Below are 21,500 nucleotides of genomic sequence, written 5' to 3'. Positions count from 1 at the left end.
TATCGCTAAAAAATTAAATTTGTTAATAGGTTGTATATAATGCGTCGCTGGTTTACAACAACAGCATTCAACAGAGAGTAGAATGACGCAGGCGCGTCAAAAACTCCCCCAAAATCATAATAACAATAGCGTAAGAACAAATATGCCTGTGGCTAATAACCCAAACAACTCATTAATCATGCTACCTTTTAAGCCCAAGGCTTTAACGGTTGCGCTGTGTATGGTGTCGTTCGGCGCAAGTCACACTGTTATTGCACAGCCAGTGCTGCCTCACCAACAAGCTGAAGTGATTACACAGAATACATCGCCGCTCTCCGCAATTGATTTCTCTATTCCTGCACAAAGTGCAGACGAGGCAATCATCGCGTTTGCCAATCAAGCCGAGCTGACCGTTGTCTTTCCCTTCAATAAAGTCAGACACGTCTTTGCCAACGAAGTAAGTGGTAACTATACGCCGCAGGAGGCAATTAAAAAGCTTTTAGCTGGTACGGGTCTGAGTGCTCACATTGTTGATAACACACGCATAAAAATAGTGCCTGCTAGCGATGGCGATGAAAACAATCACTTGCTAGGTCGCCTGTTTAACGCCATTACCGCACAAGACGATAGCTTGGTGACCGTACCGGATGAGCAAGGTAGTTACGACATTGAATACATTGAAGTAAGGGGCTTGCGAGCGCGTGTTGCTCAATCGGTGGGGATTAAACGCAACGCGAATGTCATCATTGATACTATCCAGTCGGTGGATATGGGGAAGTTCCCCGATCAGAACCTCGCAGAAGCGCTGCAGCGTGTGTCTGGCGTATCTATCGACCGCGCAGAAGGGGAAGGGCAACTTGTTACGGTGAGGGGCTTTGGGCCGGAATTTAATCGGGTTTTATTAAACGGCAGGCCTATGGCAACCGATAAGCTCGGGCGCGAATTCAGTTTTGATACACTGGCTTCTGAGATTGTCAGCAGTGTAACCGTACACAAACAAAGTCAGGCGACCATGCAGTCGGGTGGCATTGGCGCTACGATCGATGTTCAAACTGCTAAACCTTTATCCTTCAAGGGAATGCGGGCGGCTGGCAGCGTCAAAATGCAGTACGATACCAACTCACAACAATACGCGCCTTCAACGTCTGCCATGTTCAGCAACACCTACTTAAATAACTCGTTTGGTATTCTAGCCTCTTTTACTCAGCACAAGCGCCAAGCGCGGTTAGAAGAAGCGCAAATCGATGGATGGTTGGTGAATACTAACGTACCTGAAAGTGAGCTTTCTGAAGACGTTCCTACGCTATACGTTCCCAGAAATTACGATCAAAGAGTGCGTTTTGACGATAGGACCCGTACGGGGTCTGCACTCGTTTTACAGTATAGACCTAACAACAAGCTAGAGCTTACTGCCGACTATCTGGGGTCGACATTCGATGTGGAGACCTCGGCAACCTCAATGGGGCATTGGTTTACATCGAGTAATCTTGAAGATGTTACGGTTGATAAAAACGGCACGGCGGTGGCTTTTTCACAAAACAGTGGGCACGCCACCGACTTTCACGCGCGCACATTTAACCGTTCATCGACCTTGAAAAGCTTCGGTTTTGCAGCAAACTATATCGCGAGCGATAGCGTAATTGTTGATGCTGATCTGTCTTATTCAATGGCTAATGTCGATGACAACAACGGAGAGGGCAATTCACTCTCTCTTATCGGCTACTTAAATCGTTCTTCATTCGACCATACTCAGTCAAATATATTGCCGGCTATATCGGGCTTTGAACAAGCCAACCCTCGTCAAGTTAACGCTTTGGGTGAGCCAGTGGGGGTATCCCATTACTTAGACCCAGCTAACGGCCGTTCTCATGTGATGCTGCGCAGAGGATGGAGTGTTGACGACGATATAGGGCAAGCAAAAATCAATGTAAGCGTGCTTGGCGACGATAACTGGTTTAGCAAAATTGACGTTGGCGGAGCATTAACTCAGCGAGAAAAAGCCAACGAAAGAAGAGACAACGAAGCCGACGCAAGACACTGTAGTTTTTGTGGCTATTTTGATGCACCAGATATTCCCGATAGCTTTCAAACCATATTTGACGCAGGCGACGATTTTCTTGGGTCAATTAGTGGGCATGAGAACATACCTCATCAGTGGCTGCGTCACGACGGCGATACATTATTTCGTTACTTGGAGAACGCTGGTGATGTCAGTTTAGCCGCTGAAACCCGGGGGAGTTCTTTCGCGGTTAAGGAAACCGTGTATGCGGGATATGTTCAAGCCGCTATTGAAAAGGATTTTGCGCCTTGGTTTATTGATGTGCATGCAGGGCTACGGGCTGAGTATACTGACGTAAAAGTAAGTGGTGTCGACGAACAGTTGTCGGCGTTAGTTATTTTAGACCAAACCGAACTGGGGCAAGAATTCGGCGCCTCGGTAAGTATTGATGAATCGTCAAACTACACCAATGTTTTACCTAGCGTAAGTTTTAAAGCCAGCTGGTTAGATAGCTGGGTATTTCGCGCGGCTTACAATCACAGTATTACCCGTCCAACCTTAGAGCAGATGGCGCCGGGTGTAACCTATACCACAACGCGACAAGGTGGCGATTTGCGGGCGCGTATCGGAAACGCACAGCTATTGCCATTTGAGGCAAAAAATATTGATGTGGCTGTGGAGCATTACTACCAAGAAAATAGCTATATATCGGCAGGTTACTTTAGAAAAACGGTAGACAATTTCATTGTTAATGAAAGCAGTACGCAAACCTTTAATAACGTGACCGACCCTAGTACCGGAACAAATCCAAACGCGGCTGACGATGCCGATGCGTTAGCGCAGTTTTCCGTAATATCTCCAAGCAATGGCGAGTCAGCAACGGTCGAAGGGGTCGAGATAGCAGTGCAGCATTTGTTTGGCGACTCAGGGTGGGGAATTCAGGCCAATGCGAGCTTTGTAGACAGCAACGCTGAATTAGACACCGCCAACATTCGTTCAACCTTTGCGCTTACCGGGCTATCTGGCGCGAAAAATATGGTGCTGTTTTACGAGAAGGACGCGCTGCAGTGGCGTGTGGCTTGGAACCAGCGAGAGGGATTTTTACAGTCGCTTAATCAAACGCAGAGCACCGAGCCCACCTTTGTGAGTCCTTACGAGCAATGGGATATGAGCCTTTCATACCAGTTCAGCCCGAAGGTCGCGGTATTTTTTGAAGGCATAAATATTACCAACGAAACCGTGCATAAACGTGGCAGATTCAGTAACCACCTTTTACTAGTGCAAGATGCTGGAGCCCGCTATGCGTTAGGCGTTAACATTACTTACTGAGTGTATCTTGCATGCGACGCTAACAGTGCTTGGCGTCTTAGCTTTTCAGTGAAGCCTTTTCTAACGCTTCTATTTCTTTCCACAGTTGCTTTCGATCACCTTTTTTCGTGAACAAACTTTCATGTTTAACAGGTTCAAACAGACAAAGGTTGATGCGAATGCTGCTACTAATAAGGCTTCAGTAGCAGCCTTTGGCCTTAAATAAGTGACGGTAAGGGTTAAAAAATAACACTGGCATTTGCGGTTAATCTGCTTTTTTTTACATCAATAGAGCCCGAAATATCGTTGGGTAAACACCCACTATGTAGCAGGTTGGCGGGGTACAATACGGCGCGATTGTATTTAGGCGCAATGCGGCCAATTTGAGTAAACATGGCGGAATCACCATTGATATAGGCTTTAGGCGGCAGCCCGACGGTGGTGGCCTGGCGTTTTAAGGTTTTGAAATAACCTTCGTACTGGGCTGCATCAACGCGTTCTAAGCCGGTTTCAATATGCCGGTAAAATGCGGTGCCGCCCAAGGGGTCGTTGAAAAGATAGTGCACCAATGCCCACTCGTTATCCTTTTGCGTATCAATGTGCGGAATACATTGAATGGGCGATAGAGTTTTTGGGTCTTGATTAGCAATAGAGAGTTGTACTAACGCTATCTGTGGCGGCTTTTCTACCCCAACATCCTGCATATCATTATGCGAAACAAGCTGGCTGAAAAGTGCGGGTAACGAGGTGTTTAGGTGTGCTTCATACCCCACAGGTGCGTGACTTCTCACGCCAGGGTAAAAATCGCCTTCTCGTTTTATGAATTGATGATGACTGGCTATGGTCTCAACCAAGCCATGCGGGTCTGGGATAAAATCATCAATTACAACAACGGGGGTGGCGCTCTCGCCAACCCTTATTAATTCGTAGTTTGAAACCATGCGTCTGCGTTTTTATTCGCCTTGTTCTTTTTGTCGATAAGGGCATAGATTTGTGCGTTTGACGCTACCATCGTGTAAATGCTTTGCAACATGTTTCGTGCATGTAAATCGGCAATCGCGTCAGCGCTAAGCGCGGCTAGCTTGTCTTCGTCAATGGTATATAACCCTGTTATAGACGTTTTGCTTTCGTTTTCAAAGGTAATATCTAGAGTGAATGGTGTAATAAGGTTATGCTGTTGCAGCGCGGCAATAAAACGCTGATTTTGCGTTTCACCGTCAAGAAGCTGAGCAAGGATCTGCTGCTTCTCTAACAGGTAGCTGCTAGGCTCTCCTGTGTTATCAAAGAGCGGCGTTCCTTTTTCTTCGCTTACTGAGGCATTATCCATATCAATGCACAGCACCCGGTCACTGCTGTCAGCGCCTTGTGCTTCTGTTCCTGCATAAAAAGGCAAGCGTTCAAACTGCGCGGGAATATAAACTGCATCCCATTCACCTTGCTGCCAAAATAGGTTTTCCTTTTCTTCAAACCCTAGCAAGGCAGATAAGCCAAATTGTCCAGAATCATCGAATTTGGTAATGACTACGGGGTAGTGCACGATAAGTTTGCTAAGCTCTGACACCACTACCGGCACAAGGTGCTGATTGGCCCCTAGGGATAATGCGTCGTCGGTCACTTTAAGGCCTGCATGCAGCTTGTTGTTAATGGCAACCATGTTTGTCATACGCCAGTCCTTTTTATTGTTTTACTGTTAAACGGCCTGCAGGCCGAATTGGTGAATTTTATTGATAAGCTCGCGATGCTTAGGCAGTTTCTCCACCGCCATGCTGCGTGCTTTCCTGTTCTGCATCAACTGTTGCTTGGCAAAGTCGGCGTTCACCCATTGCTGATGCGTACCTAGTTGAGAGGTAAAGCCCATACCGTACAGCACATACTGATAGCTTGCCGCGGGAAATACCTCATTATTGCTGGTGAAGTCTTTGTCACTGGGCGGGTGGTATTGCCACAACGCCAGTAATTCTTTTAATGAGTCCGGAATGGTGTGACTATCGCGATTGTCTCGCCAAAATGCACTGTCTTCTCGCTTGCTTAACATGTAGTGCAGTTTTAAAAAGTCGATAATTCGCTGCCAACGGTACGAAAAAGTATCGTTGAATCGCTTCGCCACAATAGCCATCACAGCGCGATTTGCAGGCAATTGTTCGGCAATCATTGAGGCAGACAGTTCAACCAGTACTAAGGCAGAGGCTTCTAAAGGCTCTAAAAAACCCGCCGCTAGGCCAACGGCTACGCAGTTGTTCTGCCAAAAGCGCTGTCTGTGTCCACTTTGAATGGTGATATCTTTTACGTTTATATCGTCTATACCATTTAAAGAACTGGTTTGGCGAACGTAAGTGTCTAGGCGAGCATAGGCTTCATCTTTATTTTGGTGCCTGCTGGAATAAACGTGACCTACGCCACGGCGCGACTGCAAACCAATATCCCAAATCCAACCGGCGTCTTGTGCGGTGGAAATAGTGTGTGAGGCAATAGGACTTTGTGGCGTGTCGTAAGGTACGTGTACTGCCAACGCGCGGTCGATAAAAAGTACATCGTCGCAGGGAATAAACGGCACCTTGTAGTGTTCGCCAAGCAGCATAGATTTGAAGCCGGTACAGTCAACATAAAGGTCGCCCTCTACTATTACCCCTTGCTCGGTATGAAGGGCTTTAATATCGCCGTTATCAAAGCTTTCGACGTGGTTAACATCGGCCAGCACATGGTGTACACCTAGTTTTTCAGTGCAGTGTTTGGTTAAAAAGGCGGTAAACTTTCCTGCATCTAAGTGATAAGCATAGTTTGCGGTGCCTGCAAACTCTGCGTGGCGTATGCTTTTAGGTGCGCAGCCTGCTTCACATATAGCTTCTTGTACACACACTGCATGGGAAAAAGATTCGTTTAATTCTGGTGCTACCGTCTGCCAGTAAGGGCCTAAATTAGTTTGCGAAAACCCTTGGGGCAGCATAAGAGGGTGGTAGTAAAAATCGCTCTCTTCACCGGTAGTCCATTTAGCGAACTTTGCGCCTTGCTTGAATGTGGCGTCACACTCTTTGATGAATGTAGTTTCGCTAATACCCAATGCAATTAGTGTTGAGCGCATGGTAGGCCAAGTGCCTTCACCCACGCCAATAATAGGCACATTGGGGCTTTCTACTAAGGTTACTTTAATGTCTTTGCGGGTAGCGCACTGATGCTGCGCTGCAATACGACCAGCCGTAAGCCACCCTGCGCTGCCGCCACCGACTACTACAATGTGCGTTATGGGAGTTGCTGTTGTCATACTGTGTTCCTGAATAAAAACTGTGGCTACCAAAGGGTAGCCACGAATGTGGGGCCAACAAATGCCGGCCCCAATTACGCGAAACTAAAAGTTTCCGCGCACACCGAAGGCCCAACGTCTGCCGCTGTCTTCAACCAACAGCAAGTGATTAGAGAAGCGACCGCGTTTATGCACAAATTCTTCTGTAAGGTTAATACCTTCAAAGAAAATTTCTACATTGTCTGTCACGCTGTAGCTACCGCTAATGTCAAGCTGTTGATAAGACTCAACAATGGTTGGGCCGTCACCCTGCCCTTGTGTCAACGACTGAACAAACTTGTCACGCCAGTTATAGGCAAGACGAATTTGATAGTCGTCAGTTTCATAAAATGCCACCAAGTTGTAAGAATCACTTAAACCGGTTAGCGCAAATACTTGGTTAATATCGAACGGGTCTAGCTCGGCGTCACTGTCAACAATGGTACCGTTAGCCAGTACACCAAAGCCGTTATCAAAGGTGTGTTGAAGCGCAAGTTCGAAGCCATCTACCGTGGCGTCTTCACCGTTATTGGGTAGCGTATTGGTAAACACCGCCACGTCGTCACCCGCATCTGGTGCGCTTGCGTTCGCTCCTGTAGACGGGTCTGTTAGCAGACTGCCGTCAGCAAGCTCGAAGGTTTTGTCTTCTTGGCTATTAACAATAAAGTTTGATACGAGCTTTCTGAAGTAACCAATTGACGCATAGCTTGCTTCGTCGTAGTAATACTCAAGCGACAAGTCTAAGTTATCTGACTTAAACGGCTCTAGCGCAGGATTACCACTGGTTGAGGTTAAGTCGCCACCTTGACGGGTAGTCGTAATTACCGTTACCGGCGACATGCTGTTTAGCGTGGGGCGGGTAATGGTTGAACTTGCCGCAAAGCGCGCAATTAAATCGTCGGTAATTTCTAAACGTACGCTGAAGTTTGGCAACAAAACATCGTAATCAGACTCAGTGGCAATGCTTTGGGCATCACCAAAGCCCGCGAGCATTTCGGTTTGATCTAGAATAGTTAAGCCTGTTATTGGGGCTTGCGTTCCGTTAACCGTGACGTCGGTTGATTCATAGCGCACGCCTGCAGTTGCGCTTAAGAACATGTCGGCTACTTCACCTTCGAAATCGAACTCAAGGTACGTTGAGATAATATCTTCTTCTACTTCAAAGCTATTATTACGGCGTACCGCATCAAAACTAATAGCTTCGCCGTTTACGCTTTGGTAGTAAGATTCTAAAAACGCAAAGTTGGCTTCGCCATCATGGGCAAGCCAAGAGGTTGGCATACGGCCGCTTCCGCTTACGTCAGAAAGGAAGTCGCTACCCGCGTCAAAAACGTATTGGCTACCTGCTGGTATTTCCGGTAAATCTGGATAACCACAGTAAGTACAGTGTATGCCTACACCTTCATTGTCCCAACGCGTAAGTGATTTGGTTTCGGTGCTGTATTGTGCACCAAAGCGAATTTCGGTTAAGCCGCTGCCGTCGGTTACGTACTCACCGTCAAATCGCAGTTGGCTCACTTCGTCTTCTACTGCCCATCCGCGGCGCAGCATTACGTGGGCACGGCTGTTAGCTTCATCAAGGTGATTGCTTACGCCATCGGGGGTTAGTGCACCGTTGTAGGCAGGGAAGCCGTCAGGACCTGTAACAATAGCGCCATCTAACTCCTGTTGACCGCTATAAATATTGGCATCTGGCGAGGCAAACATGCTAGCAACAGGCAGGATATTGTCGTCGACTTGGAAGCGTACGCGGTTGGCATAGCCAATAAGTGATAGCTGATCGCCGCCACCGTTATTGGCTTCGCGTTCGGCTTCTGAATGACTTAAATCGAACGATAGGTTTAAGTTATCTGAGTACTGATAATCAAAGTTCAGACCGATGGCATAAGTATCAGTTAAACGATCGAACGTTTTGGCGTGCATATCTGTCGCCAAACCCACCTCTTGATACAAGTCGATAATGGTGCCGTTTGCATCAACTGTCGGACTGCGGCGATTGCCGTTTTCGTCAAATAAGCTACCGTCATCACCCACCCCTTGAATGTTAGGTGCGGTAAACCAATGGCCGTATGACGTCGCTTCTGACTCTACGTCAAAATCGGAATACAGGGCATCTGCTGTAACCACAAGCTTATCGTTAGGGGCGTATTGGAATACTAAGTTGGCGTTAGTACGGGTGCGCTCTTCAAAGGTGACTTTGTGATCGTAGTTGCGCGGTGAAAATACATTGCCTGTCCAAGCTTCGCCTGACTGTGTAACGGGGTTTGGTACGCCGACGTTTTCTAACCAGCCGTCCATTTGTGCCTGATTTAAGCGAGTTTCACGTTCTTGGTGTGAGACGGCAAGCAATACACCGAAGGTATCATCGTTAAAAGTATTGCTGATAAGGCCAGAGAATTGAGGCGTGGTTTCTTCGCTATTTTCGTCGTACACGCCTTTTACAGAACCCGCCATTTTAAAACCGTTTAACGCAAATGGGCGTGCGGTATTAATATTTATAGTAGAGCCTACACCACCAGACTGCATTGTGGCCGTTGACGTTTTATGCACATCAAGGCTACTTACTAACTCAGAAGCAATCGTGTCGAAGCTAAAAGCGCGAGAGTCGTTTTCTGACGCCATTTGACGGCCATTCACCAATACCGTATTAAATTGGGGGCCAAAGCCACGCACGGTAATTAGCTGACCTTCACCGCCTGAACGGTCGATAGAGACGCCGGTAATACGCTGTAGTGATTCAGCTAAGTTGGTATCAGGGAAGTCACCGATATCTTCGGCACTTATGGCATCAACTACGCCGGCAGAGCTGCGTTTAACATCCATTGATTTTGCAACCGATGAACGGATACCACTTACCTCAATCACTTCTACGTCGTTATTGGGTTGCGCGTTTTGGGCAAATGCACTATTAGCAGAAATAGCAGACGCTAAAACTGCTGCCATTGAGCATGCAAGCTTGGTTTTCCTATACATGATGGTGTGTGTCCTAATGGTTAATTTTAGTGTGCTTTGTGGTGTGCACCCCACAAGGCTTTATTTCGCAGCATGTCGCTGTTAATTCATCAAGACGACGCAATATGTAAAATCCCCCCAAATTTATTTAACATTTTTTTAAATTAATAAATTAAAGGTACTCACGTGGCGTTGTTTTTTAACCGGAGACAGACACTTCTTACCTTTACGGTTGCTTAAATTATGCACAAATAAAATAATATTCATAAGGTGAATGTATGATTGTTAGCCTCATTTATCTTCTGTATGCCATTTTTATATAAATATTAGTTATGACTCGTAAGTAAAAGATACTAGTGGTGTATGCCCTTATAGCGTAGCTTTGCGTTGCTCTAGCTTGAAAAATAAGCGAAACAAGCGGTGCTATTTAAGGTGAAATAAAAGCAGACACTGACTGAACTGCTTTTAATTTCGCTAGGGAATGCTAGGCATAAGTGAATAAAATGGCTTAGTCGTGTTTAAAGGGTGTCATTCTCAGATAGCCGGAATGTGAGGAGAAGCGTATGAAAATCATAATTTTAAATGAGTCAAAAGCGCCAGATCCGCTAAATAATGTGGAGAAGCGATGCGCAGCTACACCAAGCAGCGCACAACGCCTGGTGAAAAAGGGAGCAACACTACTGCTTGAAGCAGGAGCGGGGTTGCACTCAGGTTATTCAGATAAAGAATATGAAGAGGTTGGTGTAACTATTATTGATGATGTGAATGTGGCGTTATCAACCGTAGATATGCTGGTCGCTGTGAATAAACCCTCTGATACGCAGTTAGCGTTGATGAAAAAAGGGGCCATTGTGGTAGGCCATCTTGACCCTTTCTTTCAGCAACCGCTGATAGAGTCTATTGCAGAGAAGGGATTAACCGCTATTTCTGTAGAGATGATCCCCCGTTCTTCACGTGCTCAAAAAATGGATGCATTAAGTTCTCAAGCAAGCCTTGCTGGCTACGTGATGGTTATGCAGGCGGCAAATAAATTGCCGTCGATATTACCCATGATGATGACACCGTCAGGAACAATAAAGCCGGCGAAAGTATTTATTATTGGCGCTGGTGTGGCAGGCCTTCAGGCGATTGCAACCGCCAAGCGTCTGGGTGCAAATGTACTTGCTTACGACACCCGCGCGGTCGTGGCAGAGCAAGTTGAGTCGTTGGGCGGCAAGTTCTTGAACATCGATATTGGCGAAACCGGCCAAACCAAAGACGGTTACGCGAAAGAACTGACCGACGAACAAAAGGCGAAGCAGCAGGAAGCTCAGCGTGACGCTATTGCCGATTCAGACATTGTTATTACAACTGCCCAACTCTTTGGCCGCAAGCCGCCCGTTCTCATCGCCAAAGAAACGTTAGCCTTAATGAAACCAGGCAGTGTGGTGGTTGATATGGCGGCGACGTCAGGTGGAAACGTAGAAGGTTCTGTGGCAGGCGACACTGTTGAGATTAATGGTGTAACGGTCATTGGCAATGGTTACTGGAGTCAGTACGTAGCGAAAGCCGCAACCGATATGTATGCCAACAATATTTATAACCTGATTGACGAATTCTTTGACGATGAAACCAAAACCTTTGGTTTAAATTTAGAAGACGACATTCTTGCAGGCTGTGTGATAGCTCACGACGGCAATATTACCAACGATATGCTCAACAATGCATACAAAGGAGCCTAATCATGGAAATCATTTACCTACTTTTCATTGTGCTTTTGGCAGCGTTTTTGGGTTTTGAGTTAATTCGAAAAGTGCCTGCAACGCTGCATACGCCCTTGATGTCAGGCTCTAATGCTATTTCTGGTATCACGCTGGTTGGCGCATTAGCCGCGTCGGGTAGCGATAATAACTTGCTCACTACCATATTGGGCACGGCAGCTGTGGCGCTGGCGAGTATAAACGTGGTGGGTGGCTATCTTGTGACCGACCGCATGCTTGGCATGTTTAAGAAAAAACAAAAATAAGGAGTGCGCAAGTGAATGATATCGTAACCGTAATAAATCTTGCGTATGTCATGGCAGCGGCACTATTCATACTGGGCCTTAAATTACTTAGCCATCCTGATACGGCGAAAAAAGGTAACTTTATATCGGCTATTGGTATGCTGGTAGCCGTGGTTGTCACCCTGCTCCACCAGCAAATCATAAGTTATCACTTTATCCTTTTAGGCTTTGTTATTGGTGGTGCATTTGGTGCGTGGAAAGCCAAGACCGTTGAAATGACGGCGATGCCCGAAATGGTCTCGCTATTTAACGGCTTTGGTGGTGCAGCGTCATTACTTCTGGGTTGGGCGACGTTAGCAGGCATGAGTCTGATCACCCTTAAAACCGAAAGCGCGTTTACCTTTATTACCTTGTTTTTCACTATTTTAGTGGGGGGCGTTACCTTCTCTGGCTCGGTTGTGGCGTGGGGTAAACTGTCGGGCAAAATGAGCTCGAAAGCGGTGATTTTCACCGGACTTCGTGAACTTAGCATTTTGCACTTAATTGGCATGGTGGTTATTGGCTACTTCTTTACCACCGACCCAAGTAACCCGGTATGGATTTACTGTGCGATTGCGTTGTCTTTAAGCTTCGGCTTGTGGGCTACTATCTCCATTGGCGGGGCAGACATGCCGGTGGTTATTGCGTTACTAAATAGCTATTCGGGTGTAGCGGCGTGTGCTGCAGGCCTTGCTACAGGCAATACCATACTTATCGTTACCGGCTTATTGGTAGGGGCTTCAGGGCTTATTCTTACCAACATTATGTGTAAAGCGATGAACCGCTCCTTGATGAACGTCCTGCTATCTGGTTTTGCTAAGCCAGTGGAGGCGGGTGAAAAGATTGAAGGTGAAATTAAGGTACTGGCTGCACAAGATGCCTTCTACGTATTGGAAGCAGCGCAAGCGGTGCTGGTTGTACCGGGTTACGGTATGGCCGTTGCGCAAGCGCAGCATGCTGTGCGCGAACTTCAATCGTTGCTAGAAGAAAACGGCTGTACGGTTGATTACGCTATTCACGCGGTAGCAGGGCGTATGCCTGGGCACATGAACGTGTTGCTTGCCGAAGCCGACGTTCCTTACGATCAGCTATACGAAATGGACGATGTTAACCCGCGCATGGAAAACTACGATGTGGTCATTGTTATTGGCGCTAACGACGTTGTTAACCCTGCCGCGAAGGAAATGAAAGGCAGCCCCATTTATGGAATGCCGGTGATTGAGGCATACCGTGCTAAGACCGTTTTTGTATTAAAACGCTCTGCGAATGCCGGATTTGCTGGTGTAGATAACCCGCTGTTTTTCAAAGACAACACGCGCATGGTATTAGGTGATGCAAAAGACACGATCAACAGTATTATCCGGGAATTTGGAGATGATTAAGGGGGCATATTTGCTTGGCTCCATAATGTAAACCTCCGTCTTTTAAGGCCAGTACCTAATGCTGGCCTTTTTCTTTATTAAGAAAGCGCATCGCCTGAATATTAAACTTTAGTTGTAGTTATTTTTTATCGCTACTAATATGTGTTTGCTATAGCCCTTAAATATTTTGTTCATTTCATCGCATAGAGAAGTTCGATAAATGTCTACAGCACCTTTTCGCATTGAACAGTTTAGAAATTGTATAGTCGTTACGCTGCGCGGAAAGTGGAATATGACGACCAATATTCAGTACTTAGCCACGCTGTCTGAAATACTAAAAACGCGAAAGGGCAGACCATTTCACCTATTTGTGGACATGCGCTCGTGGCAGATCCCCAAGTCTGATACCTTCAATCAAATAAAAGCGCCATTGAAGTTGGATAGACGAAACCAACTAAGCGAAATGTGGCTTGAAGACGAGACGACAGATGCCGATCATATCGCAGAAAAGTTCTTTACCTTATCGTCGAATAAACTTAGCTTTAAACTTCAACGTACTCATGATGTCACAGTATTTATGACACACGGTAAAAACTGCGCAGATGAAGCGGTAGTCCAATACATTCAAACCGCGCTAGACTACAACTAATCGTTTGAACGTTCGATAAACAAAATTAGTCGCGACAATCGATATTTTACATCGCAACAACTATCGCGTTCAGTCCTTCGTTGACTATAATACGCGGCTTGTTTTCGCACTTACTATGCTAGGTATCGGCCTAGCCCACTTACACATAGGTGAATAAATTGTCAGATTGGAGCATCGAAGAAGCGGAGCGCGTCTATGGCGTATCTCAATGGGGTGGCGGCTATTTTCAAATTGGTGAAAATGGCAACGTGCATATTACCCCTGTGCCTGAAGATCCTAGCATTCGAATCGACTTTAATTCGGTAATAGAAGATATTCGCAAAGAAGGCGTGCAGTTTCCTGTTGTTGTGCGTTTTCACGATATTCTTCGCTCGCAAGTTGCAGGCTTAAACAAAGCATTTCGACACGCCATAGAAGAAGCCGAGTATCAAGGTCAGTACCAAGGTGTTTACCCGGTTAAAGTTAACCAAATGCGTGAAGTGGTTGAAGAAATTGTTGATGCAGGCAAACCCTATAATTATGGCTTAGAAGCAGGGTCTAAGGCAGAACTGCTTACTGTTCTGGCTATGAATACAAACGAAGAATCGCTGACCATTTTAAACGGTTACAAAGACGACGAAGTTATGCGTTTAGCGCTTCTTGGTAGAAAGCTCGGTCGACGGGTTGTCGTTGTTGTTGAGAAATTTACCGAGCTTCTATTGCTTGTAAAAACCGCTAAAGAATTAGGCATTGAGCCTATCATTGGCGTTCGCTCAAAAATGACCGTAAAAGGTCGTGGTAAGTGGGAAAGTTCTGGCGGCGAACGTGCGAAATTTGGTTTAACGATCACTGAAATTATTAACGCGGCGCGCTATTTAGAAGAGCAGGGCATGGCCCACTGCTTGAAACTATTGCATTTCCATATTGGCAGTCAGCTAACCGATATACGAGCGGTAAAAGAAGCCGTTACAGAGGGCGCGCGAATCTACGCCGACCTTCATAAGATGGGCTTTGCCCTAGACTATGTTGACGTGGGCGGTGGCTTAGGTATCGATTACGATGGCAGTAACTCAACGAATGAGTCGTCGCGTAATTACAGCATGCAAGAATACGTTGCTGATGTTGTATATGGCATGAAAGAAATGTGCGATTTAGAAGGTGTGCCGCACCCTCACCTTGTAAGTGAGAGTGGACGCGCTATTACCGCCCACCATAGCTGTGTTATTACCGAAATTGTTGGAGAGATTAAAACCAACGCGGCACAGATGGATACCTCAGCAACAGAGGGTGAACATTTCTTTTTGAAAAATATGCGTGAGCTTGCCGACACCTTTGACGAACAAACCAATATGCACGAAGTGTATAACGATGCGTCTCAATACAAAGAGCAGGCATTAGATGCCTTTAAACTGCGCGTTTTACCCTTAGAAGAGTTGGGCAAAATAGAAACCCTTTATTGGGATATTATGGGCCGCTTACAGAAGTGGTATCGCAACGAAGAATACGTACCGGAAGAGTTACAAGAATTGGATTACAGTTTGTCATCACAATACCTTTGTAACTTCTCTGTTTTCCAGTCGGCTGCCGATACGTGGGCAATCGACCAGCTTCTGCCGGTAGTGCCGCTTATTCGTATGAACGAAGAGCCCACGGTGAACTGTTCGTTGGTTGATATTACGTGCGACAGCGACGGTAAAATTGACCAGTTCACTATTGGGCGCGAGATCACCGACGTATTGCCCATGCACCCGCTTAAGAAAGACGAGCCTTACTATATTGGGCTATTCTTAACAGGGGCATACCAAGACGTGATGGGCGATATGCACAACTTGTTTGGTCGCCTAAACGAAGTGCACATTTACAGCTACGATGACGACCCTGAAGACTTCTATATTGAAGAGGTAGTGAAAGGCTCTTCGGTAGAAGATGTGCTTAATGTTATGCAATATAACCCTCGTGCGATGGCATCAGATGTAAAACGCATGATTGATAGACAAGTATGGGACGGAAAGTTGAACCCTCGTGAAGGTGTTCGCTGGACCGATTTCTATGAAAACTGTTTAGCCGGTTACACCTACTTAAAACAGTAATCGCAATAGCCGGTTTAACCAATAAAAGCCGATGCAGTTATTAATTAGCTGCGTCGGCTTTTTTCAAGTAGCGCTTCCATAGTTCAGCCGTGGCGGAATTAATCATATTTGACTCAGCGTTCATCAGCATAACGTAGCCTACCTTGCGCTCTGGTGAAAACGCAACATCAGCGCGATAGCCTTTCACCCAGCCACCGTGGTAATTCAGTTTCATACCGTTTATATCGTAAATACGCCAGCCTAGTCCATAGTGAGCGTCGTCAATCATGCCGCGCCAGCCTCGACGATAGGTTTCGCGCTTAGTTCTAACTCGCTCAGTGGTAACAAAGTCCACCATTTCTTTCGACATAACGGTAGGAAATTCACCAAGCAATGCCTGCAAGTAAATGGTCATGTCTGAAATGCTAGCGTTTACGCCAGCAGCGGGAGAAAAACGGTAATAGTTACTTTCAACTTTACCTTCACGCCACTTGTTTCTGGCAATAGCAATATGAGGGTGTGCCCAGCTGTCTGACGCTAACAGGCCACCTTTGCCTACGCTTGCTGTATTCATTCCTAACGGCGTGAATAAATTAGCCTGCATTTGTCGTGAGTACGACGTATTGTTGTTGCTGAAGTAATATTCTAGGGCACCGAAAAGAGCATTTTGATAGGTATAACACTCGCCGGGTACACACAGAGGCTCAAGTTCGCCAAGTGATTTAAGTACCCGTTCTAATGAGTAGTCTGCCTCGATAAGATTGTCGTAAGCGTTTGGCATAAAGCCACTGGATTGGCCCACTATATGCTGTAACTGTAGCGCTCCCATCCCTTTTCCGTTAAATGGAATGTCGGGTAATAACGTAGATATTGGGGTTTCCCAGCTTAACTGCTTTTTCTCTACGAGTTTGGCTGAAAGCAACGCGGTAAAGGTTTTCGAGACAGAGGCTAAACGGAACACAGTATCTTGCGTAACGCTTTCACCGCCTTTTTTTTGTGTTCTGCCATACACATAAACTCTTGGCGCTTTGCCTTGTTCGTAAAAAACAAAGGCATAGCCAGGCACGTTATACTTAGACGCTTCTTTTTTTACGTGGCTTGCGTAATCGTCTAGCCAATCAGCGGCGGCGCTTTGTGAAACTACGAATAGCATTACTACTAGCCAGCATTGAGACAGGCACAACTTCAAGGTGCGCAAAGAGTTCAGCATACAGTCACTCGTTATGCCTGCGGAAAACCAACTCAACCACAAGGCGTTCTTTATTATTATCGCATTATTATGCGTTTAGCGGCCCTAATGATCAAATGTCGCTAATTGTGGTCACTTTTTCGTTTTTTGTTTTTATTGAGTTCCGATTTTGTCGCACGTGTTTGCTTAATGCACGATACACTATGTTTAGATAATCCAACGCGGCAGGGCGTGGCGAGTATATGTCTGACAGCAAGGCTTCCCAAAACGAGGCATTAACCGAATCGGTCTTTTCAAAGGCAAGGCTTAGCCGAGATCCCCGATTCGACGGGCGTTTCTTTGTGGGCGTAAAAACGACCGGAATATTTTGCAGGCCTATTTGCCCGGCAAGGCTCCCTAAAGAAGACAATGTCACTTATTACCAGCTTGCAGCGCAAGCGATGGCAGATGGTTATCGCCCTTGTTTTCGGTGTAGGCCTGACAGCGCGCCAAGCTCTGCCGCGTGGAAAGGCGTAGGAGCAACCGTAGGGCGGGCGTTGTCGCTTCTTTCTTCCCTTCCTACAGAGCGCGTGGGTGATATTGCGACGCGCCTTGGTATAAGCGAGCGGTATCTCAATAAGCTGGTGGTGAATGCGGTAGGTATGGGGCCAAAAAAGTTTCACAATATGCAGCGTACGCTATTTGCTAAACAGCTTATTCAACAAACCCATTTGTCTATGACAGATATCGCTACGACAGCAGGTTATCAGTCACTTCGACAATTGCAGCGTGCGGTAGAGCAGTTCTGTGCTACCACGCCCTCTAAGCTAAGGAAAAAAGAGCCCGCTACCCAAAAGGTGATTACATTGTTTCTTTCTTATCGGCCGCCTTACAACTGGCCTTACGTCAGAGAGTTTTTAGCCGCACGCGCTATTTCAGGTATGGAAGTCGTTAGTGATAACAGCTACGGGCGCTATTTTTCTTGTGGTGAAAGTATTGGCTATTTCAACGCGGTGCATAATGAAGCTCGCCATGGCTTTGAGTTGCATATTGATATGCCAGATTTACGCAACCTGCATAAAACGATTGAAAATATCAAGTTATTACTCGACCTTCACGCTGACCCACTGCTTATTGAAGAAAGTTTAAAGCAAGCAGGCTTACCTGATAATGCGTTAACTGCGGGGTTACGGCTNACCGAGCGCTTGGAGTGTATTTGAAAGTGGATGTCGCGCTATTGTAGGCCAACAAGTTAGCGTTAAAGCGGCCATCGGACAGGTTACGCTGCTGGTACATCAGTTAGGGAAAAAAGGCGCTGTATCCGACAAGTACAATACCAACTCAACAGCATACTATTGCTTCCCAACACCCGAAGCGGTTGCGGGGAATAACTTGGCGTTTCTGCGTATGCCGCAAGCAAGAAAAGAGGCTGTGCGGCAGTTTGCCTGTTTATTTTTGAATGATAAGGTACCAAACCACAAGGAAATACTGGCAATAAAGGGGGTGGGGCCCTGGACGTTAGATTATTTGAAAATGAGAGGTGAGCGAAACCCTGACGTTTACCTTGAAGGCGATTTAATTGTGCGAAAAATGGCGCAGCTATATCCTGTAGAACCTGCACAGGCCGCACCATGGCGTAGCTATTTAACCCTTCAGTTGTGGCAACTTAGCAATCAACAAAAAGAGGTCTAGCATGATATACACAGCGTCGATAAAAAGCCCCCAAGGGCTCGTTGAAGTCTGCGCCAATAACAAAGGGGTGACTTCTATTGCCTTTATTAACGACGACGCTAATTTACTGGCCGCAGGTGTCAAAGAAGCGGAGCAACAAACGAACGACATAACCACGGAAGCTTGCCGGCAGTTAGCTGCTTATTTTAATAAAAAGCTAAAAGACTTTGACCTGCCTTTAGACCACAAGGGCACGGCATTTCAGCAGAGAGTGTGGGCGGCTCTGTTACAGGTTCAATACGGGGATACTGCTAGCTATTTAGACATTGCAAAAACTATTGGGAACCCAAAGGCTGTCCGTGCTGTAGGGATGGCTAATGGTCGTAATCCTATTGCTATCGTGGTGCCTTGTCATCGTATAATTGGCAGTAACAAAACCCTCACGGGCTATGCGGGCGGTTTATCGCGTAAACAATATTTACTGAATTTAGAAGGAGCCCAAGGGGTGCTGTGGTGATAAGAGAATGGCAATAAAAGATATTATCTCGCTATTGGTGTTAGCAGGTATTTGGGGCGGATCGTTTATCTTTATGCGCGTGGCCGCGCCAGAATTTGGCATTTATGTATTAGTGGCCATTCGAACGTTACTGGCAACGGCAGTGCTACTCCCCCTTTTGATGTTACGTGGTTCGGTGAAAGAGATTAAACATCACTGGCTGGCCATTGCCTTAGTAGGTATGGCGAACACGGCTATCCCCTTTGTGTTGTTCAATTACAGCAGTCTGCACTTAGAAGCCGGTGTAAACGCGATTTTAAACGCCACCGCGCCCATGTTTGGCGCTATTGTGGCGTGGCTATGGCTTGATGACAGGCTCAGCAAGTCTGCTGTAGCTGGGCTTTTTGTGGGCTTCTTAGGCGTAACAGTGATTAGTCAGCAGAAGTTAGGAGAGGGAGCCGTAAGCTTTCTGCCTATTCTCACTGCGCTGCTTGCCACAACGGGGTATGGCATTGCTGCGTGTATGATGAAAAAGTGGCTGCAAGGGGTTAAACCTTTGGTTGTAGCAACAGGTAGTCAGGCTATGGCCAGCGTTATGTTGGCGCCGTTCGCGCTAGCCACTTTGCCCGATACTATGCCAAGCGCCAATGCGTGGGTCAACGCGGTAGCACTGGCCGTTGGCGGAACGGGAATCGCGTATATTCTGTACTTCAAGCTCATCGCCGATATAGGCCCAGCCAAAGCCATTACGGTGGCTTATTTGGTCCCGCTGTTTGGTATTATTTGGGGCGTACTATTTCTGCAAGAGCACTTGTCAATACAAACGATAGTTGGCGGCTTAATGATTCTATTTGGCGTGGCGTTAACCACAGGCGTTCTCAAACGAAAACGCCTTAAAGTTAAACCTGCTTGAGGGCTAGTCGATTAACTGCATTCTAACTAGGTTGCTGCCGTCGCGCTTTGCTTGGTAAAGCGCGTCTTCAGCATGGGCAGTCACCTCATGCATCGCTCTTGGCGAAGCCGTATATGAAATACCAATTGAGGCGGTAATCACCACATCTGGCAATTCTTGTAAAGGTGGTAGGGTGGCAATGCCATGGCGAAGGTTGTGTGCCATATCAAAAGCAACGTGAGGGCCCGTGTGTGGCAAAAGAATAATGAACTCCGCGCTGCTCCACCTGCCTAACACGTCCTGCTCTCGCATCTGTTCAGCCAAGTAAGCCACAATTTTATCTAAAATATCATCACCAGCATTGCGCCCATGTGCATCAACGATATCGCTAAACTCATCCACGCTTATCAACATCACGCTTAATGACTTATGCTNCAGNCTANACAAGCTTTTATAAATAAGCNTGCAGATTGTNCTTTCTCTGGCAGTCGGTTGCTGTGGCGCACTACTAGGTCTGGCTGCATGTCTTTTCTAAAATAATAAAGTAAATTGTAGATGAGCAAGAACAGCGAGAAAACAACAACTAATAATGTGACTACACTGAAAATAAAGGCTTGAGAAATTTCAGCCTGACGGTCTTCCAAGGGACTTAAAAGAAACACTGTCCACCCAAATTGATTGAGTTTCACCTCGGCGATGAGGAAATCTTTCTGGTCGATAGTAACCAGCTTATTGTTCAGTGCCTGTTCGTTTTGAATAGCTAACGGAAGGCTGGCATACCAAGGTAATTCAGATAAATTGGTAAAGTCTGAATACGAAGCAATAAGGCTGGGATCAGAGGACAACATGATATCTCCCTCACCATCGACAAATAAAAAGTCGTATCCGTACTCTTGCTTGTAAGTATCAAAAATTTCGATGAAGCTGCGCAGGCTTTTGCCTACACCAAAAAAGCCTAAGAATCGCCCGTCTTCATCGTGAATTTTAATATCAATATAGAAATGCGTGTCTTCCCACTTACCTATATCTGCAACAGCATCGGCGGGGTAGTCACGATATTTGAAGTACCAGCTAACTTCACCTTCTATTAAGTTGATGATGCTGCCGTCGGAGTTGTATTGCTTTCTATCCGCTTCACTGGCAATGAAAAACGACAAACCAAACTCATTTTCCAGACGTTCGAGGGTTTTGAAGACCGCTTGCTGGTCTATGGTTTCGCCGTCTAGCAAGTCTACGAGTTCAGTGGAATGACCTAACGCTTCTGAAATGTGTAATGGTTTTAGCAGTTGCTCTACAATCAGTGATATTGCAGGCGAAAGTGACTGTTGTTGCGCGCGACTTTGCTCGGCAACAATTTTTGAAATACTGAAGTGAACAAGCGTTACGATTGCGATAACCACTACCGCAAATAACACTAATATACTTCTATGTAGTGTACGAAATGTGTTCACAGACTGCGCATGCTCCCTTGCCTGACTGAACCTAACTCAAGTTGCAAGTATACCTGTTGCAAATATGAACTACTAGGTGGTTCACCTTAACTTTATACTAAATAACAAGGTGAAGATCGCAGCACAACACCATAAGGGCCACGTTAGTTGTAAATCAGTCGCTGACAACGTGTTGGGGCTTGGTTACACTAGGCGTCGATTTTCATTCTCTTTGCGAAATAAAGGA

Annotated in this window: 15 protein-coding genes and 1 pseudogene; 10 read left to right on the top strand and 6 right to left on the bottom strand. The window is 46.3% G+C overall.

The annotated features are described in order from the left end of the window. Nucleotides 1-142: 142 nt before the first annotated feature. Nucleotides 143-3,307: a TonB-dependent receptor gene (locus MADE_RS18930; RefSeq protein ID WP_232363081.1), complete on the top strand. Its 3,165-nt coding sequence runs from the start codon at nt 143-145 to the stop codon at nt 3,305-3,307. Nucleotides 3,308-3,525: 218 nt separating this feature from the next. Here MADE_RS18930 and MADE_RS18925 read toward each other — a convergent pair whose 3' ends face one another. From MADE_RS18925 to MADE_RS18910, 4 genes are all read right to left on the bottom strand, one after another. Next, nucleotides 3,526-4,227, bottom strand: a complete 702-nt coding sequence (locus MADE_RS18925) for a DUF6445 family protein (RefSeq protein ID WP_012520070.1) — start codon at nt 4,225-4,227, stop codon at nt 3,526-3,528. Beyond that, nucleotides 4,206-4,949, bottom strand: coding sequence for a SapC family protein (locus MADE_RS18920; protein WP_012520069.1), 744 nt, complete (start codon nt 4,947-4,949; stop codon nt 4,206-4,208). The genes MADE_RS18925 and MADE_RS18920 overlap by 22 nt, the downstream gene beginning before the upstream one ends. 27 nt (nt 4,950-4,976) lie before the next feature. Further along, nucleotides 4,977-6,545, bottom strand: coding sequence for a tryptophan halogenase family protein (locus tag MADE_RS18915; protein WP_012520068.1), 1,569 nt, complete (start codon nt 6,543-6,545; stop codon nt 4,977-4,979). Between the two features lie 84 nt (nt 6,546-6,629). After that, a complete protein-coding gene (locus tag MADE_RS18910; protein WP_023559982.1) occupies nt 6,630-9,536 on the bottom strand; it encodes a TonB-dependent receptor in 2,907 nt (968 codons plus the stop codon). A gap of 542 nt (nt 9,537-10,078) precedes the next feature. On the opposite strand from MADE_RS18910, the gene MADE_RS18905 reads away from it, so the two are divergent. From MADE_RS18905 to speA, 5 genes are all read left to right on the top strand, one after another. Then, the gene (locus tag MADE_RS18905) at nt 10,079-11,236 is read left to right on the top strand and encodes an NAD(P) transhydrogenase subunit alpha (RefSeq protein WP_012520066.1); all 1,158 of its coding nucleotides are present in this window, start codon (nt 10,079-10,081) and stop codon (nt 11,234-11,236) included. A gap of 2 nt (nt 11,237-11,238) precedes the next feature. After that, on the top strand, nt 11,239-11,520 hold the full coding sequence (locus tag MADE_RS18900) for an NAD(P) transhydrogenase subunit alpha part 2 (protein WP_012520065.1): 282 nt from the start codon (nt 11,239-11,241) through the stop codon (nt 11,518-11,520). Between the two features lie 11 nt (nt 11,521-11,531). Then, nucleotides 11,532-12,920, top strand: coding sequence for an NAD(P)(+) transhydrogenase (Re/Si-specific) subunit beta (locus MADE_RS18895; RefSeq protein WP_012520064.1), 1,389 nt, complete (start codon nt 11,532-11,534; stop codon nt 12,918-12,920). A 199-nt stretch (nt 12,921-13,119) separates the two neighbouring features. Beyond that, the gene (locus MADE_RS18890; protein ID WP_012520063.1) at nt 13,120-13,548 is read left to right on the top strand and encodes a hypothetical protein; all 429 of its coding nucleotides are present in this window, start codon (nt 13,120-13,122) and stop codon (nt 13,546-13,548) included. A gap of 158 nt (nt 13,549-13,706) precedes the next feature. Next, complete coding sequence (gene speA, locus MADE_RS18885; protein WP_015068415.1) at nt 13,707-15,617, top strand: biosynthetic arginine decarboxylase; 1,911 nt, start codon at nt 13,707-13,709, stop codon at nt 15,615-15,617. Between the two features lie 40 nt (nt 15,618-15,657). Here the strand turns inward: speA and MADE_RS18880 are convergent, their stop codons facing one another. Beyond that, on the bottom strand, nt 15,658-16,806 hold the full coding sequence (locus tag MADE_RS18880; protein WP_012520061.1) for a serine hydrolase domain-containing protein: 1,149 nt from the start codon (nt 16,804-16,806) through the stop codon (nt 15,658-15,660). A gap of 221 nt (nt 16,807-17,027) precedes the next feature. Between MADE_RS18880 and MADE_RS18875 the strand changes: the two genes are divergently transcribed. From MADE_RS18875 to MADE_RS18865, 4 genes are all read left to right on the top strand, one after another. Then, complete coding sequence (locus MADE_RS18875) at nt 17,028-17,984, top strand: DNA-3-methyladenine glycosylase 2 family protein (protein ID WP_232363080.1); 957 nt, start codon at nt 17,028-17,030, stop codon at nt 17,982-17,984. 187 nt (nt 17,985-18,171) lie between these two features. Then, entirely contained in the window at nt 18,172-18,456 is a 285-nt protein-coding gene (locus MADE_RS21035) for a DNA glycosylase family protein (protein ID WP_020746814.1), read from the top strand. 1 nt (nt 18,457) lies between these two features. Then, the gene (locus MADE_RS18870; protein WP_012520059.1) at nt 18,458-18,952 is read left to right on the top strand and encodes a methylated-DNA--[protein]-cysteine S-methyltransferase; all 495 of its coding nucleotides are present in this window, start codon (nt 18,458-18,460) and stop codon (nt 18,950-18,952) included. Between the two features lie 7 nt (nt 18,953-18,959). Then, on the top strand, nt 18,960-19,844 hold the full coding sequence (locus MADE_RS18865; RefSeq protein ID WP_012520058.1) for a DMT family transporter: 885 nt from the start codon (nt 18,960-18,962) through the stop codon (nt 19,842-19,844). A gap of 3 nt (nt 19,845-19,847) precedes the next feature. On the opposite strand, the pseudogene MADE_RS21245 reads toward MADE_RS18865, so the two are convergent. Next, nucleotides 19,848-21,274: pseudogene (locus MADE_RS21245) on the bottom strand (sensor domain-containing diguanylate cyclase). Nucleotides 21,275-21,500 lie beyond the last annotated feature (226 nt).

The sequence above is a fragment of the Alteromonas mediterranea DE genome, assembly GCF_000020585.3.
Taxonomy (GTDB): domain Bacteria; phylum Pseudomonadota; class Gammaproteobacteria; order Enterobacterales; family Alteromonadaceae; genus Alteromonas; species Alteromonas mediterranea.
Note: the sequence above shows the minus strand (reverse complement) of the source record. Positions and strands in the feature narration are given on the sequence as shown.

Excerpts from the sequence above, each read along its gene's own strand:
- MADE_RS18905 (WP_012520066.1), top strand. The coding sequence starts at position 10,079 with ATGAAAATCATAATTTTAAATGAGTCAAAAGCGCCAGATCCGCTAAAT.
- MADE_RS18915 (WP_012520068.1), bottom strand. The coding sequence starts at position 6,545 with ATGACAACAGCAACTCCCATAACGCACATTGTAGTAGTCGGTGGCGGC.
- MADE_RS18865 (WP_012520058.1), top strand. The coding sequence starts at position 18,960 with ATGGCAATAAAAGATATTATCTCGCTATTGGTGTTAGCAGGTATTTGG.
- MADE_RS18910 (WP_023559982.1), bottom strand. The coding sequence starts at position 9,536 with ATGTATAGGAAAACCAAGCTTGCATGCTCAATGGCAGCAGTTTTAGCG.
- MADE_RS18925 (WP_012520070.1), bottom strand. The coding sequence starts at position 4,227 with ATGGTTTCAAACTACGAATTAATAAGGGTTGGCGAGAGCGCCACCCCC.
- MADE_RS18900 (WP_012520065.1), top strand. The coding sequence starts at position 11,239 with ATGGAAATCATTTACCTACTTTTCATTGTGCTTTTGGCAGCGTTTTTG.
- MADE_RS18930 (WP_232363081.1), top strand. The coding sequence starts at position 143 with ATGCCTGTGGCTAATAACCCAAACAACTCATTAATCATGCTACCTTTT.
- MADE_RS18890 (WP_012520063.1), top strand. The coding sequence starts at position 13,120 with ATGTCTACAGCACCTTTTCGCATTGAACAGTTTAGAAATTGTATAGTC.
- MADE_RS18920 (WP_012520069.1), bottom strand. The coding sequence starts at position 4,949 with ATGACAAACATGGTTGCCATTAACAACAAGCTGCATGCAGGCCTTAAA.
- MADE_RS18880 (WP_012520061.1), bottom strand. The coding sequence starts at position 16,806 with ATGCTGAACTCTTTGCGCACCTTGAAGTTGTGCCTGTCTCAATGCTGG.
- MADE_RS21035 (WP_020746814.1), top strand. The coding sequence starts at position 18,172 with ATGCCGCAAGCAAGAAAAGAGGCTGTGCGGCAGTTTGCCTGTTTATTT.
- MADE_RS18870 (WP_012520059.1), top strand. The coding sequence starts at position 18,458 with ATGATATACACAGCGTCGATAAAAAGCCCCCAAGGGCTCGTTGAAGTC.